Here is a 13,886-nt window from a genome sequence, read left to right as displayed (position 1 = left end):
CCCCTTCGTCACCCGGGGGCCCGGGCTGCGGGCCCCGCCCCCCCCCCCCACCCCGGGGTCCCGACACGCCCGGGTATGCAGTTTCAATTGAAACTGTGGTCCCTCGTGCCTGGGAATTGCAGTTTCAATTGAAACTGTGGTTACCGGTGCTCAGATGAGCGGGGAGCTGGCCCGGGTTCTGGGGAGGAGTGCGCAGCACTGCTATGTGTTGACGACCGCTCGCGGCTGGAGCGTGCGTTGGCGGCGGATGAGGTGGGCGGTGAGCACGACGAGTTGGCAGAGCGGGGAGGGGAAGCCGAGGACGATGCCGGTGGCGATGTCGATCAGCGGGGCGGCGATCGCTGCGGCGAAGACGCGGTTCGAGGCCGTCGGCGGCTTTTGGGGTTTCGCCCACGGGGTGCGGGGCCAGGGCTTGGCGATCGACAGCCATGCCTGGAAGGCGATCGCCGAGGCCATCAGGGCCGTGCCGAGCAGCAGGGCCAGCGGCGGGGCTGTTGCGCTGGCCGAGGTGACGGAGTCCTGCAGGGCGCCGGAGAGGAGGAAGATCCCGGCGTAGAGCTGGACGACGGTGATCGCGAACTTCACCAGCACCCACCAGTTGCGGAAGAACCCCCAGGCCGTGGACGCGGCGAGCATGAACCCGGTGAACGCGGCTGCGTTCGCGAACGGGCCGAGCAGCCGCACGTCCACCACGTGCGCCATCGACGTCGCGCCGACGCGGACCGCCGGATCATCGCTGGCGAAACCCGTTGCCAGCAGGGTGAAGAGCACCAGCGCCTGGGCCATCCAACCGACCGAAGTGATCACGTGCAGCCACACGACGGTCTGCCGCCACCGCTGAGAACTCGATTTCGCCACGACCACGAGGATCCGGCACGCCCAGGCACGGCGGATCCAGTGCTCTCCCCGAGAAAACCCTGAGATCTACTTGGTGGCCCAGGCGCCGTAGAGGAAGGGGCCGACCACCGTTCCGTTCTCGTCGGCGATCTCCGCGAGGAGGCGGGTGGTCAGGGTTTTCGGCTCTACCTCTTCGGTTTTGGCGATGCCGAGGCGTTCCATCAGGGGCAGGATCCCCTCGACCACGTTCGCCCAGCCGAACGCCGGGGCGTTCGCGCCGCCTCCGGCCACCGCTTCCATGCGCAACAGCGGATCCGGGGCGCCTGCTTCGCGGAACGTGGCGAACAGGGACAGGCCCATCTTCATGTCCGCGCCGACCGCGGTGAGCGTGTCCATGACCCAGCCGCGGACCTGGCGCCAGAGCGGCGAATCGACGCTGGTCCACGAGTAGGTGAGGTCCGGTTCCTGCATGCACAGCACGCCGCCCGGGCGCAGCAGCGGCAGTGCTCGGCGCAGCGCCTCGGCCGGGTCGGGGAGGAACAGCAGCACCAGGCGGCCCACCACAGCGTCGAACTCGCCGTCGACGACGTCGAGCTCCTGAACGTCGCCCTCGCGGAACTCGATGTTGGTGTAGCCCGCCGCGTCCACCAGGCGCTGGGCGCGCTGGACGGCGTCCGGGTCGCGTTCGACCCCGATGACGCTGCCTTTCGGCCCGACGATGTCGGCGGCGAGCCGCGCCACGTTGCCCGCTCCGCTGCCCAGGTCCAGCACCCGCATACCCGGCTCCAGACCGGCGGCGTCGAACAGGCGGCGGGTCAGCGGGTCGAGGACCACGCTCTGCTCCAGCAGCCGCCGTTCCTCGAAATCGCGGTCGTTCACGATGTACTCGTGGGTCTCCGACATGTCCACGCCCCCAGTGCGTCCATCCGGCCGGTTCGACCAGCCACTATCCACCGCTGATCGACACCGGGCAAGCATTTCCACACTAATGCTTGAAATTGGTGTCGGGGCGTTGGTGGAGGGCGACGCCCGCGATGACGAGGCCGATGCCGAGCAGGTCCTGCCAGGTCGGGACCTGGGCGAGCAGGAGCAGGCCCATCGCGGTGGCGACCGCGGGCAGCAGGGCGAGCATGAGGGCGAACGAGGCGCGCGGCAGCCGGGCCATGGCCAGCTGGTCGCACACGTACGGGATCACCGAGGAGCACACGCCGACGCCGACTCCCCACAACATCCACAGCGGATGGGTGAACGCGCTCGCGGCGTCGGCGAGGCCGAACGGGCTGATCGCCACCGCGGCGACGATCATGGCCATGCCCAGCCGGTCGATCCCGCTCCAGCTCGCGGTTCCGGTGTTCGCGATCCGATGCCCGAGGACGACGTAGAGCACGAAACCCGCGCAGTTGGCGAAGGCCAGCGCGAATCCCCAGGGCTCGTCGACCAGCCGGAGCTCGGTCAGCGCCACGACGCCACCCACCGCCAGCAGCAGTGCCAGCAGGTTGCGGCGGGTGCGGGCGCCGGCCGCGGCGACGACGACCGTGCCCAAGAACTCGATCGCCCCGACCGTGGCGAGCGGCAGCCTGGCCAGCGCCAGGTAGAAGGCGGTGTTCATGGCGGCCAGCACGAGCCCCAGGCCCAGCAGCACCCAGCGCTGATCGCGGGGCATGCCGCGCAGCAACCGCCACGGGCGTCGCCACGCGGCGAACATCGCTGCCGCCGCGGCGATCCGCAGCCACGTCACGCCCAGCGGGCCGACCTGGGCGAACAGCAGGACCGCCAGCGACGGGCCGAGGTAGTGGAAGACCGCGCTGGTCACGAAGAACGCGGGTGCGGGCAGCCGGCCGACCCAGTCGGCTCCCCGGTTGTCGACCAGTGACGCCGTGCGTTGTGCCATGTGACGATTGTTCGAAGGTGCAGGCCAGATCGGAATGGCCAGGTGAAGGTTCAGGAGTCGGAATGCCTGGAGAACAGCGGAGCAACAGCCGCTCGGCCTTCAACCGCCGGAGCGAGTTGCTGGACGAGATCAACATCCGACTGCTGGGCGAACTGCGCGAGGCACCGCGCATGAGCATGTCGGAGCTGGCGCGGCGGGTCGGCATGAGCGCCCCGGCCGTCACCGAGCGGATCCAGCGGCTGGAGCGCGTCGGCGTCATCGCCGGCTACCAGCTGCAGATCGACCCGGCCAGCCTCGGTCTGCCGGTGAGCGCGTTCGTCCGGATCAGGCCTGCGCCCGGCCAGCTGCCGAAGGTGGCGGCGCTCGCCGAGGAACTGGAGAACGTCAGCGAGTGCCACCGCATCACGGGCGAGGACTGCTTCCTGGTCCGGATCCACGCCGGTGCGGTGGACGAGCTCGAAGAGCTCCTGGACCGGTTCCTGATGTTCGGCCAGACCACCACCTCCATCGTCGTCTCGACGCCCGTCCCACCGCGCCCGCTGCCGCTGACACCGACGTAGTCCGATGTGGACGTTGCGGGTGTCGCGCAGCAGGGTGGCCGTCGCGGGTCATCGCTGCGGTTGGCGCCAGATCAGGACGACTGCGGCCAGGCCTGCGAGGGCGGGAAGTGCGCCGAGCGTGCTGTAAAGCGGCGGGATGACGTTGGTGTACGCGCCGCCGGAGAGCGACATGTTGAGCAGCGCGGCCGAAGCGCCGAGGGCGAACATGATCGTGCCGACCACGCGCACCCAGCGGGCGTGCTTGCGGACTCCGACGATCGTCCACAGCCAGCCCGCGATGCCGAGCACGCCGATGGTCGCCAGGTAGCCGGCGATGACGTTGCGGTCCATCGCGATCAGGCCGTCCGGCCAGTCGGGGTAGGCGCTGCGCACGTGGTTGCCGACGCTGTCGACGGTCGCGACGTCGATCAGCGGCGCGAGGCCGGCGAGGACGGTGAGTGCCAGGCCGAGGTGCAGGACGCGGGTCGTCTTCGGCGTTGCCGACCTGGAAATCGTGGAAGGCGTGCTGGCGACCCTGCACGCCGCGGGATTCTCGCTGGAAGTCGGGCTGGACGTGCTGTTCTCGCTGACCGGTTTCGTCCTCGGGCACGTCGTGACCGCGACCAGTCCCGGAGGGGAGCTGGTGGACGCGTCCGAGCAGGTGCGCAATCTGTCCGATGTGGACCCCGGCGAGTTCCCGCTGCTGGCCGCGGCGGCAGCAGGGGCGAGCAGCGAGGCGGGGGCCAAGTCGCGCTTCGACTTCGCGCTCGACGCGATGCTCGCCGGCTTCGAGCAGGCCCGGATCACGAGCTGAGGGTGGCGATCCAGAGGTGGTCGCGGGCCCGGGTCTGCGCGACCAGGCGGTGGCGGTTCGACGCTTCGACCTCGTCCCGGTGGCCGTTGAACTGCAGGCCCTCGTCCGGGAGGAAGACCGCCCGGAACTCCGTGCCCTTGGCCCGGTGCACCGTGCCGATGTGGATCGGACCGGACGCGCGGCCGTTCCAGCGGTCCAGGGACCGGACGGTGAAACCGGCCTCGCGCAGCACCTGGTCCCAGTGCTGCGCCGCGCTGTTCGTCCTGGTCAGCACGGCTGTGTCGGCGGTGTCGCCGAGTTCGCGGAGCGCGGCGACCAGCGCTTCCTCCTGGTCCGCGCCCTCCCAGCGCACCACTTCGCCGCCGGGTAAGACCGGTAACGCCGAGCGCAGCGCGACCGCGGGACCGCCGTCGAGGTCGTCGAACCGGTTGATCGCGTCGAGCTCCCCGGCCTGCTGGACGATCGACGCCCGGTTCCGGTAGTTGCGGCGCAGCACTTCACCCCTGCCCTGCAACGAGATCCCGGCCTCGGACAGCCGCCAGCCGCCGGGGTACACCTGCTGCTGGCCGTCGCCGACGAGCAGCAGCTGATCGGGACCGTCGCCGCTGATCGCGTGCACCAGGCGCAAGCCGATCAACGTCAGGTCCTGGACCTCGTCGACGACCACCGCCGCGTACTGGCGGGGCAGCGGACGGCGGTCCAGCTCCGACAGCGCGCGCATCAGCACGTCGTTGTGGTCGAAGGCGTCCCGTTCGGACAGCTCGCGCTCGTACTCGCAGTAGAACTGCCAGGCGCGGGCGCGGAGTTCGGCCGGCAGCGGCTGGCCGCGGCCCTTGCGCGGAACCGTTCGATAGGTGTCCAGCGTGCGGATCCCGCGACCCTTGATGACCCGGTTGATCTCGTCCTTCCAGTAGCTGCGCGAGTTGCGGAACCCGCGCAGCGGTCCGGTCAGCTCCGAGCGCTGCCACACCGCGTCGAAGGCCTGCTCCACCTTCTGCTCGTCGACGTCGGCGGCGCGTCCGCGCTGGTCCAGGAAGTCCCGCGCCCAGGAGTGCAGGTGGGTGAACTCGATGCGCTGGACCAGGTGCGGGGCCAGCGAGCGGAACTGCTCGGCGGCGATCAGCGGCAGGTTGCGCAGGTGCGTGGTGAACAGCAGCTTCCCGGTCGTGCGGCGGGAGAGGTAGGCCAACCGGTGCAGGGCCAGTACCGACTTGCCGGTTCCCGCCGGGCCGGTGATCCGCGCCGGTCCGGAGTAGCGGCGCCGCACCGCGCCGAGCTGCGTGTCGTCCAGGAAGATCCGCCAGTCCCGGAACGGCCGCTCCAGCGCCCGCTCGACCCGCTCGCGGCGCAGGTCCTGCGTCTCGATCAGGGCGGATTCGCCGACCTGCCCGGGGATGCGCTGTCCCGGGATGCGCTGCGAGTTCCACATGAACGGGGCCAGGTCGAAGGTCCTGCTGTCCAGGTGCCGCGCGATGTTCAGCGCCTCAGCGGGTTTCAGCAGCCGTTCGCCGTGCCGCAGCACCCGGTCCAGCTCGGCCTCGGTGATGGCCAGGTGCTCGCCGGTGTGGCCCTTGCGGCCGCGGTGATCGGCCGGGTGCACCACCACCGCGCGGATCACCGCCTCGGTCACCGCACCCGCGTCGGTCGACGCGCCGGCCAGCAGCTCCGCCGCCCAGACGAACGCCGCCCGGGCGTCCTCCCACTCCGGTTCGGCCTCCCGGAGCAGGACGACCAGCACGCCCTGCGGGCCCACGAGCACCGCGTCCGGGCGGTTGGCCGGGGTGTGCGGGGCGAACTGGTTGAGCAGCGGGTACCACCCGCTGTCCTGCTCGACCCCGAACCGCTGCAGGACCCGGTGGTGCCAGGGCGGCAGCAGCCGACCGGCCAGCTCGGCTTCGGCTTCGCGGCGCAGACGTTCCTGGCGGTGGTGGAAAGTCCCGGTCACGGCGCCTCCTGTCTCCACTGGAACCGTCGCCGGCGGAGCCGACCACGCTCGGTATCGACAGTAGTGCGTTGAGTGTCGGTTTCGGGCGTGTGCGCAGCTCATCACCTGGATGTCGCAGGCGCGGAAATCACCGCCGGGGGAGCTCCTCGGCGACCAGCAGGTCCAATGTGGACATCGGTAGAGCGCCGTGGCGCAGGATCGCGTCGTGGAAGCGGCGGATGTCGAAGTCGGCGCCGAGCCGCTGCTGCGCGGCGGCCCGGACCCGCTCGATCTCCAACTTCCCCACCAGGTACGACAGGGCCTGCGCCGGGTAGGAGATGTAGCGGTCGATCTCGGAGTCGACCTCCAGCTGCGGCAGGATGGTGTGCTCCCGCAGGTAGTCCACGGCGCGCTGCCTGCTCCAGCCGAACTCGTGCAGCCCGGTGTCGACCACCAGCCGCGCAGCCCGCAGCAGGTCCTGCGCGACCATGCCCAGCCGGGCCAGGTCGTCGGAGTACAGGCCCATCTCGTCGGCCAGCCGCTCGGTGTAGAGGCCCCAGCCCTCGGCGTAGGCGGTGATCGAGATCAGCCGCCGCAACATCGGCAGCTCGGTGCGCAGCTGCGCGAGGCTGATCTGCATGTGGTGGCCGGGCACGACCTCGTGGAACGCGATCACCTCGGAGTTGAAGCGCTGGCGCTCCTCGGCGCGTTCGGTGTTGGCGAAGTAGACGCCCGGGTGCGAACCGTCCAGGGCCGGGGCGTTGTAGAAGCCGATCGGCGTGCTGTCCGTGGTGGGGCCCGGAATCGCGCGCACCTCGCACGGCTGGTCGGGCAGCGTCGCGAACCACTGCGGCGCAGCCGATTCCGCGCGCGCGATCGCGTTGCGAGCGGAGGTCAGGAGCTCCTCGCCGTCCCGCCAGCGCAGTGCGGGATCGGTGCGCAGCCGGTGCAGCACCGCGTCCGGATCGCGTTCGTCCCAGACCCGCCCGCCGAGCTCGGAGAGCTCCCCGCGCAGCGCGGCGATCCGGGCCCGGCCGGTGTCGTGCAGGTCCTGCGGGGTGCGGTCGGTGCTGGTGTTGGCGCGCACGAGCCAGTGGTAGGCGTCGTGGCCGCCGGGGATCCAACGCAGTCCCGGCCGGTCCGCCGGGCGCGAGTGCGGGGCGATCTCGATGGCGAGGAACTCCCGGTACTCGCGCAGCGCCGGGTGGACCTCCTCGGCCAGCACGCGCTTGCGCTCCTGCTCCAGCGCCGGGTCGTGCAGCTCGGGAACGAGCAGCGGGTCCGGATTGGCCAGGTAGTCGCCGAGGTGGCGGACCGCGTCCTCGACCAGCACCCGCACCGGAACCCGGCCGGTCGCGACACCCTCGCGGTGCCGTTGCGCGGTGGCCGCGATGAACTCGGGGAGCTTGCGCAGGCGCTGCACGAAATCCGCGCCCTGCTCGGCATCCGCGACCGACACCTGCCCGAGGTGGAACAGCAGCCCGGCCACCGGCGCGAACAAGCTCCCGACCACGGTGTACTCGGGGGACCGGGCGTCGAACCGGGCGACCACGGCCTGCGCGTGGTGCACCACGGCCGCGATGGTCAGCCGCTGCTCCAGATCGGCGTGCGAGGTGTCCACCGCCATCGCGCGCACCCGAATGTCCTCGGCGCGCTCCCGGAGCGCCAGCTCACCCGCGGCGGAGATGTCGGGCAGCCGGTCGTCCCAGGTGCGGACCCCGTACAGCGAAGCGCTGACCGGGTTCGACTCGAAAATGACGTCCAGCAGTTCATCGGCGAGTTCTGTGGGAGTGCTCACACCCACCCATGTTGCCCCAGTCGACCGCTACTGCGCCGCTGCTGAACGAACGGACCGTTCGTCCCGTAGAGCGAGGTGGACGGGCCGTTGACTTCATCCGCCCGGGCCTGGCGGACGGTCGCTGCGAAGCGGGGACAATGAACGCGTGGATCCACTGCACGACCCGGACGACGAGGCACTGCTCGACCCGAGGCAAGCTCGCGATCTCGCCGGGCTGGTCGAGACCGCGCGGCTCGCTTCTGCCGTCGTGCGCTACGGACTGCGCACCAGGGTCGGTGCCGCCACGGTCGTGCTCAACCAGGACAACCCGCTGCCCGCCGCCAACCACGCCTGCGCGCTGTGGGGGACGCTCGCCGAGGTCGCCGGAACCCTGCTGGAACTGGAGCAGGTCTTCGCCGACGCCGGCCACGCCGAGGCCGTCGTGTTCGCCTCGCCGACCACCGTCGCGGAGATCGAGGGCATCGCCGACGACGCCGGATGGCGCGCGGTGGAGGAGCTCGTCGCGCTGCTGCACCGGGTCCGGCAGGACCCCCGCGGCCTGGCGCGACCGGCCGAGGACCGCGACCTGCCCGGCATCGTCGACCTGATCGCCGACGACGCCGGTCTCTCCGAAGAGGGCGAGCGGCGACTGCTGCGCAACCTGGGCCACCGCATCGACGAACCGCGCAGCGTCCTGCGAGTCGTGGACGACCCGGACGCCGACCGCATCGCGGGCTTCGCCCAAGGGTTCATCGAACGCCGCGTCGGCCTGGTCGAGCAGGTGATCGTGCGCCCCGGCCGACGCCGCCGGGGCATCGGCCGCGAACTGGTCGCCGACGTCATCGACGAGCTCCGCGAACGCGGCGCCCTGATGGTCGCGGCCCAGAGCGAAGAAGGAGGCACGGCGGAGCGCTTCGCCGAAGCCTGCGGCTTCGACGTGGTCTACGGAGTCACGGCCTACGCCCGCCGAATCGACGACCTCCTCTGAGAGGCCTGTCTCCGGTGGTCGTTTTGCGTGGCGGTGCGGGTAGCGGAACCTCAGCGCCCGCCTGGACTCCGGGTGCCCGACTTGATGCATGCCAATACACGGCAGCCGGGCCGTCCTCGCCAGGCGAACGCTGAGAACCCGCGGCGGTGCCGGGTGCGAGCGTGGGCTATGCGCCTGGCGGCGCATCAAAGATCAAGAACCAGGATCAGCGACAGGCTTTGACCGGCATTTCGGCTGGTCAGGACCCGTGAGTACTTTGGGGCGCTATAGCAACCCAAAGTACTCACGGGTCCCCACCTGCGGAAAGGGACGCCCGTGCGCCACGGGTTGCTCGATCCAGGTGGGCGGGATCGTCACATCTTCGGTCTTCGGCGGAATAAAGCTCCGGCGGCGGGGGTTCGGGTAGCCGGACCGACCCGGGCATGCTCCGGGCTATTCGTTTAGTTCGGCTAAGCATGGGAGGGCGACGGTGTCGAGCAGCTCGGCAACGGCGGAGAACACCGAGGGCACCGGCATCGGTTCCTTGCCGCGGGAGATCTGGATCCTGGTCACCGGCGGCTTCATCGTCGCGGTGGGGATGGGCATCGTCGCCCCGGCGCTGCCGACCTTCGCCACCAGCTTCGACGTCGGCGTCACCGCCGCATCCTTCGTGATCAGCGCGTTCGCCATGATGCGCCTGGCCTTCGCACCGGTCAGCGGACGACTCGTGTCGTTCTTCGGCGAGCGCTCGATCTACGTCCTGGGCATCACGATCGTCGGGGTGAGCACCGCCGCCTGCGCGTTCGCCGCGTCCTACTGGCAGCTGCTGATCTTCCGCGCCCTCGGCGGCATCGGCTCGACGATGTTCACCGTGTCCGCGGTCGCGCTGCTGGTCCGCCTGTCGCCGCTGCACCTGCGCGGCCGGGCGTCCGGGGTGTGGGCGACGAGCTTCCTGCTCGGCAACGTCTCCGGGCCGATCATCGGCGGCGTCATGATCGGCTACTCGCTGCGGCTGCCGTTCGTCACCTACGGCATCGCGCTGTTCGCCGCCGCGTTCATCGGCTGGCTGATGCTGCGCAAGTCGGAGCTGGCGGCGCCGCAGACCGACACCGGCGAGGCACCGGTGCTGACGGTGCGCCAAGCCCTGCGCCACCGCACCTACCGCGCCGCGCTGCTGTCCAACTTCAGCAACGGCTGGGCCGTCTTCGGCGTCCGCATCGCGCTGGTGCCGCTGTTCGTGGTCGAAGCCCTTCGCTCCACCGAGTCCATGGCGGGCGTGGCGCTGTCGGTGTTCGCGGTCGGCAACGCCGCGGTGCTGCTGCTGTCGGGCCGGATCGCCGACCAGCGCGGCCGCAAACCGCTGGTCCTCGTCGGGCTCGCGGTCTCCGGTCTCGCCACCGCGTCCCTGGGCTTCTCCGACTCCGTCCCGTGGTTCCTCGTCGCCTCGCTGATCGCGGGCATGGGCGCGGGCATCCTCAACCCCGCCCAGAACGCCGCGGTCGCCGACATCATCGGCGCGAAGGGCAAGGGCGGTCCGGTGCTGGCGTCGTTCCAGATGTCGGCCGACTTCGGCGCGATCCTCGGCCCGCTGGTCGCCGGGGTCCTCGCCGACACGCTCTCCTACCGAGCGGCCTTCGCCGTCACCGGCTTCACCGCGGTGCTCGGCCTGCTGGCCTGGGCCGGAGCCCCGGAAACCCGCCCGGCGGACAAACCCGCTCCCCAGCTGGCCGACGACGCCGCCTGAGTGCTCGCCTTCGACCTGCGCGGAACGAGCACTTCAGACAGAAGGTTTTCGAGTCGCCGCCCGGCGCTGCCGGTCGCAGTCTGGACACCCGAGCAGGTGTCCGGTGACCGGCCGCCGGGTATCCCGGCGTTGACCTGACGCGCCGGTTTCGCCTGCCTGCCGAAGCGGGAGGACGACATGAGCACGACGACCGGGATCCCCGGCCACGAGCTGACCGAGGACCTGCTGCTGCAGGAACTGCGCCACCTGCACCGGACCCGCCACGAGACCTTCCTGCACGGCTCGGCCGACTCGCTGCGCGAGCACACGGCGCGCACCTTCGAGCTCGAGCAGGAGTACCTGCGCCGCCACCCCGAACGCGCGGTCGACCCGCGGCGCACCCGGTCCGGAGCGAGGGGGGAGCCGCAGCATGCCTGAGCCGCGCATCGTGATCATCGGCGGTGGCCACGTCGGGCTGACCCTGGCGCTGCGGCTGCAGAAGAAGCTGCGCGCCGGCGAAGCGCAGGTCACCGTGATCGACACCCAGCCGCACATGACCTACCAGCCGTTCCTGCCGGAAGCGGCGGCCGGATCGCTGGAACCCCGGCACGTGGTGGTCCCGCTGCGCGAGGCGCTGCGCAAGTGCCGGGTGATGACCGCGCAGGTGTCGAGCATCGACCACGCCAACCACGAGCTGACCGCGACGCTCGGCGACGGCAAGGTCGAGCACTTCGGCTACGACGTGCTGGTCGTGGTCCCCGGCTCGATCTCGCGGGCGCTGCCGATCCCGGGCCTGGCCGAGCGGGGCGTCGGGTTCAAGACCATCGGCGAGGCGATCTACCTGCGCAACCACGTCCTGTCCAGGTTGGACATCGCGGCCAGCACGCGCGACGAGCAGCTGCGGCGCCGGCTGCTGACGTTCGTGTTCGTCGGCGGCGGGTACGCGGGCATCGAAGCGATGGCCGAGCTGGAGAGCATGGCCCGCGACGCGATCCGCAGCTACCCGCCGATCGACCCGCGGGAGATGCGCTGGGTGCTGGTCGAGGCGATGGGCCGGATCATGCCCGAGGTCAGCCCGCCGATGAGCGAGTACACCCGGCAGCGGCTGGAAGAACGCGGCATCGAGGTCAAGCTGAACACCACGGCCAAGTCCTTCGTGGACGGTCACGCGGTGCTCTCCGACGGCGACGAGTTCGACACCGACACCGTGGTGTGGACCGCGGGCGTCAAACCGCACCCGATGCTGGAGGACAGCGACCTCCCGCGCGACACCAAGGGCCGCTTGGAATGCACGGCGAAGCTGCAGGTCCGCGGCACCCACGATGTGTTCGCCGCCGGTGACTGCTCCGCCGTCCCCGACCTGACCAGCAGCGACCCGGACGCCCTGTGCAGCCCGTCGGCGCAGCACGCGGTGCGCCAGGCCAAGGTCCTCGCGGACAACATCACGGCGCTGCTGCGCGGCGAACCGCTGGCCAACTACAAGCACCGCTACGCCGGATCGGTCGCCGGCCTGGGCCTGTTCCAGGGCGCGGCGGAGGTCTACGGGATCAAGCTCAAGGGCTTCCCGGCCTGGCTGCTGCACCGCACCTACCACCTGGCGAAGATGCCGACCGCGTCGCACAAGGCGCGCATCCTCGGCGACTGGCTGCTGGAGATGCCGTTCCGCCGCCAGGTCGTCGCCCTCGGCGAGCTCCACGACCCCCGGGCGGAGTTCGTCAGAGCGGCCAACACCCGAGGCCTGCCAGGCCCCAACGGCCGCGCGGCGGGCTAGTCACTCCAGCCCGGGGATCGGTGCGACGCCGTAGTCCCAGCGCACCAGCCGCCTCGCCTTGCCGGTCTCGGAGCGCGGGATGTGATCGGGCGGCAGCACCCGCACGATGCAGCCGAGCCCCAGCCGGGCGTGCAGCGCAACCGTGAGATCGCGCTCCAGCCCTTCCACGTCGCCGTGCGGATCCCGGGGTTCGACGGCGATCCGCAGCTCGGGCCGCGACCGGTCGCGCCGGTCCTCGACGATCAAGTAGTGCGGCGAGACCCGCGGATCGGCCAGCAGCACGGCCTCGACCTCCGACGGGAACACGTTGACCCCGCGGATGATCAGCATGTCGTCGGTGCGCCCCAGCACCCGGCTCATCCGCCGCAGCGTCCGCGCCGACCCGGAGGCCGGCCCGTGCAGCGCGGCGACGTCGCCGGTGCGGTAGCGCAGCAGGGGAGTGCCGGTCTTGGTGAGCGTGGTGAACACCAGCTCACCGGGCTGCCCGTCGGCCAGCGGCTGCCCGTCCGGACCCACGACCTCGGGGAAGAAGTGGTCCTCGGCGATGTTCAACAACCCGCCGGAATCCAGCGACTCGCACGCCACACCGGGCCCGATGATCTCGGTGAGCCCGTAGATGTTGAGCGCCCGCAACCCCAGCAACCGCTCCACGCCCTGCCGCATCTCCTCGGTCCAGGGCTCCGCCCCGAACACCCCGACCCGCAACGACAGCTGCTCGGCGGTGATCCCGGTCGAAGCGAACGCCTCACCGAGGTAGACGGCGTACGAAGGGGTGCAGCACAGCACGTCCGGCCGCAGGTCCAGCAACAACCGCAGCTGCCGATCGGTGGCCCCGCTCGACACCGGCAGCACGGTGGCCCCGAGCCGAGTCGCCCCGTGGTGCACCCCGAGCCCACCGGTGAACATCCCGTACCCGTAGGCGCAGTGCACGAAACTGCGCCGAGTCACACCAGCCCCACCCAGCGCACGAGCCATCACCCGCGTCCACACGTCCACGTCGTGCGCGGTGTAGGCGACCAGCGTCTGCCGCCCCTGCGTCCCCGACGACCCGTGCACGCACACGACGTCCTCAGCAGCCGCCGACCGCATACCGAACGGGTAGTGGTCCCAGAAGTCCTGCCGCGACGAGAACGGCAACCGGTGCAAGTCGTCGAGCGAAACATCAGCGCCCCGCCCCACCCCGCAATCCCGCAGCCGCCCGGCCTGAACCCCACCAGCGGCCAGCAACCGGTCCACCAACCGGCGCAACCGCCGCTCCTGCAACTCGCGCCGCCGCTCCGGCGCAGCCCCCTCGACTTCAGGAGCCACCAGCGGCGGCCTGACGCCCTGTGCCGTTGCCACGACTCTCGGTGTACCAGCCCCAGGTCAGAAGGGGTAGATCCAACTAGGGGTACCCCCCTGAAAACGCCCCCCGAGAGGTGTTGTACTGTTATGGCACACGAGATGAGCGGGACGGAAAAACGAACCGAACATCTCGGAACAAAAGAACAAGGGGCTGTGGCGCAGCTGGTAGCGCACTTGACTGGCAGTCAAGGGGTCACGGGTTCGAATCCCGTCAGCTACTACTGGTTCGTCGGGCGGGCCGACGACGTGATCAAGTCCGCCGGACACCTCGTCGGGCCCTTCGAGGTCGAAAGCGCGCT

The 13,886-nt window shown here is 70.7% G+C and carries 13 protein-coding genes and 1 tRNA gene; 7 read left to right on the top strand and 7 right to left on the bottom strand.

Annotated features, from left to right (window positions below):
* Window positions 1-201: 201 nt before the first annotated feature.
* From ABTZ89_RS24445 to ABTZ89_RS24435, 3 genes are all read right to left on the bottom strand, one after another.
* Window positions 202-864, bottom strand: coding sequence for a hypothetical protein (locus ABTZ89_RS24445; RefSeq protein ID WP_351048606.1), 663 nt, complete (start codon window positions 862-864; stop codon window positions 202-204).
* Between the two features lie 60 nt (window positions 865-924).
* Window positions 925-1,740 carry a class I SAM-dependent methyltransferase gene (locus tag ABTZ89_RS24440; RefSeq protein WP_351048603.1) on the bottom strand — a complete coding sequence of 272 codons (816 nt, stop codon included), beginning with the start codon at window positions 1,738-1,740 and terminating at the stop codon, window positions 925-927.
* Between the two features lie 82 nt (window positions 1,741-1,822).
* Complete coding sequence (locus tag ABTZ89_RS24435) at window positions 1,823-2,728, bottom strand: EamA family transporter (protein WP_351048600.1); 906 nt, start codon at window positions 2,726-2,728, stop codon at window positions 1,823-1,825.
* Between the two features lie 62 nt (window positions 2,729-2,790).
* Here ABTZ89_RS24435 and ABTZ89_RS24430 point away from each other — a divergent pair, with 62 nt between their 5' ends.
* Complete coding sequence (locus ABTZ89_RS24430; protein WP_351048597.1) at window positions 2,791-3,288, top strand: Lrp/AsnC family transcriptional regulator; 498 nt, start codon at window positions 2,791-2,793, stop codon at window positions 3,286-3,288.
* A gap of 48 nt (window positions 3,289-3,336) precedes the next feature.
* Here ABTZ89_RS24430 and ABTZ89_RS24425 read toward each other — a convergent pair whose 3' ends face one another.
* A complete protein-coding gene (locus ABTZ89_RS24425; RefSeq protein ID WP_351048594.1) occupies window positions 3,337-3,660 on the bottom strand; it encodes a hypothetical protein in 324 nt (107 codons plus the stop codon).
* A gap of 61 nt (window positions 3,661-3,721) precedes the next feature.
* On the opposite strand from ABTZ89_RS24425, the gene ABTZ89_RS24420 reads away from it, so the two are divergent.
* A complete protein-coding gene (locus ABTZ89_RS24420) occupies window positions 3,722-4,081 on the top strand; it encodes a TetR/AcrR family transcriptional regulator C-terminal domain-containing protein (protein ID WP_351048591.1) in 360 nt (119 codons plus the stop codon).
* Here the strand turns inward: ABTZ89_RS24420 and ABTZ89_RS24415 are convergent.
* Both ABTZ89_RS24415 and ABTZ89_RS24410 read right to left on the bottom strand, forming a co-directional pair.
* Window positions 4,071-6,026, bottom strand: a complete 1,956-nt coding sequence (locus ABTZ89_RS24415) for a UvrD-helicase domain-containing protein (RefSeq protein ID WP_351048588.1) — start codon at window positions 6,024-6,026, stop codon at window positions 4,071-4,073. The genes ABTZ89_RS24420 and ABTZ89_RS24415 overlap by 11 nt on opposite strands.
* A gap of 127 nt (window positions 6,027-6,153) precedes the next feature.
* On the bottom strand, window positions 6,154-7,803 hold the full coding sequence (locus ABTZ89_RS24410; RefSeq protein ID WP_351048585.1) for a DUF885 domain-containing protein: 1,650 nt from the start codon (window positions 7,801-7,803) through the stop codon (window positions 6,154-6,156).
* 145 nt (window positions 7,804-7,948) lie between these two features.
* Between ABTZ89_RS24410 and ABTZ89_RS24405 the strand changes: the two genes are divergently transcribed.
* From ABTZ89_RS24405 to ABTZ89_RS24390, 4 genes are all read left to right on the top strand, one after another.
* Window positions 7,949-8,770, top strand: coding sequence for a GNAT family N-acetyltransferase (locus ABTZ89_RS24405; RefSeq protein ID WP_270949588.1), 822 nt, complete (start codon window positions 7,949-7,951; stop codon window positions 8,768-8,770).
* A 469-nt stretch (window positions 8,771-9,239) separates the two neighbouring features.
* A complete protein-coding gene (locus ABTZ89_RS24400) occupies window positions 9,240-10,493 on the top strand; it encodes an MFS transporter (protein WP_270949587.1) in 1,254 nt (417 codons plus the stop codon).
* Window positions 10,494-10,670: 177 nt separating this feature from the next.
* On the top strand, window positions 10,671-10,910 hold the full coding sequence (locus ABTZ89_RS24395) for a DUF6158 family protein (RefSeq protein WP_270949586.1): 240 nt from the start codon (window positions 10,671-10,673) through the stop codon (window positions 10,908-10,910).
* Entirely contained in the window at window positions 10,903-12,243 is a 1,341-nt protein-coding gene (locus ABTZ89_RS24390; protein WP_351048581.1) for an NAD(P)/FAD-dependent oxidoreductase, read from the top strand. Before ABTZ89_RS24395 ends, ABTZ89_RS24390 begins: the two co-directional genes overlap by 8 nt.
* Here ABTZ89_RS24390 and ABTZ89_RS24385 read toward each other — a convergent pair whose 3' ends face one another.
* Entirely contained in the window at window positions 12,244-13,584 is a 1,341-nt protein-coding gene (locus tag ABTZ89_RS24385; protein ID WP_351048578.1) for a phenylacetate--CoA ligase family protein, read from the bottom strand. It abuts the gene before it with no gap.
* A 150-nt stretch (window positions 13,585-13,734) separates the two neighbouring features.
* Between ABTZ89_RS24385 and ABTZ89_RS24380 the strand changes: the two genes are divergently transcribed.
* Window positions 13,735-13,808, top strand: a tRNA-Ala gene (locus ABTZ89_RS24380).
* The last annotated feature ends 78 nt before the right edge of the window (window positions 13,809-13,886 follow it).

Origin of the sequence: Saccharopolyspora sp. NPDC002686 (assembly GCF_040295745.1) — a bacterium.
In the GTDB taxonomy this organism is placed as follows: Bacteria; Actinomycetota; Actinomycetes; order Mycobacteriales; family Pseudonocardiaceae; genus Saccharopolyspora; species Saccharopolyspora oryzae.
Note: the sequence above shows the minus strand (reverse complement) of the source record. Positions and strands in the feature narration are given on the sequence as shown.

Excerpts from the sequence above, each read along its gene's own strand:
- ABTZ89_RS24430 (WP_351048597.1), top strand. The coding sequence starts at position 2,791 with ATGCCTGGAGAACAGCGGAGCAACAGCCGCTCGGCCTTCAACCGCCGG.
- ABTZ89_RS24435 (WP_351048600.1), bottom strand. The coding sequence starts at position 2,728 with ATGGCACAACGCACGGCGTCACTGGTCGACAACCGGGGAGCCGACTGG.
- ABTZ89_RS24390 (WP_351048581.1), top strand. The coding sequence starts at position 10,903 with ATGCCTGAGCCGCGCATCGTGATCATCGGCGGTGGCCACGTCGGGCTG.
- ABTZ89_RS24395 (WP_270949586.1), top strand. The coding sequence starts at position 10,671 with ATGAGCACGACGACCGGGATCCCCGGCCACGAGCTGACCGAGGACCTG.
- ABTZ89_RS24440 (WP_351048603.1), bottom strand. The coding sequence starts at position 1,740 with ATGTCGGAGACCCACGAGTACATCGTGAACGACCGCGATTTCGAGGAA.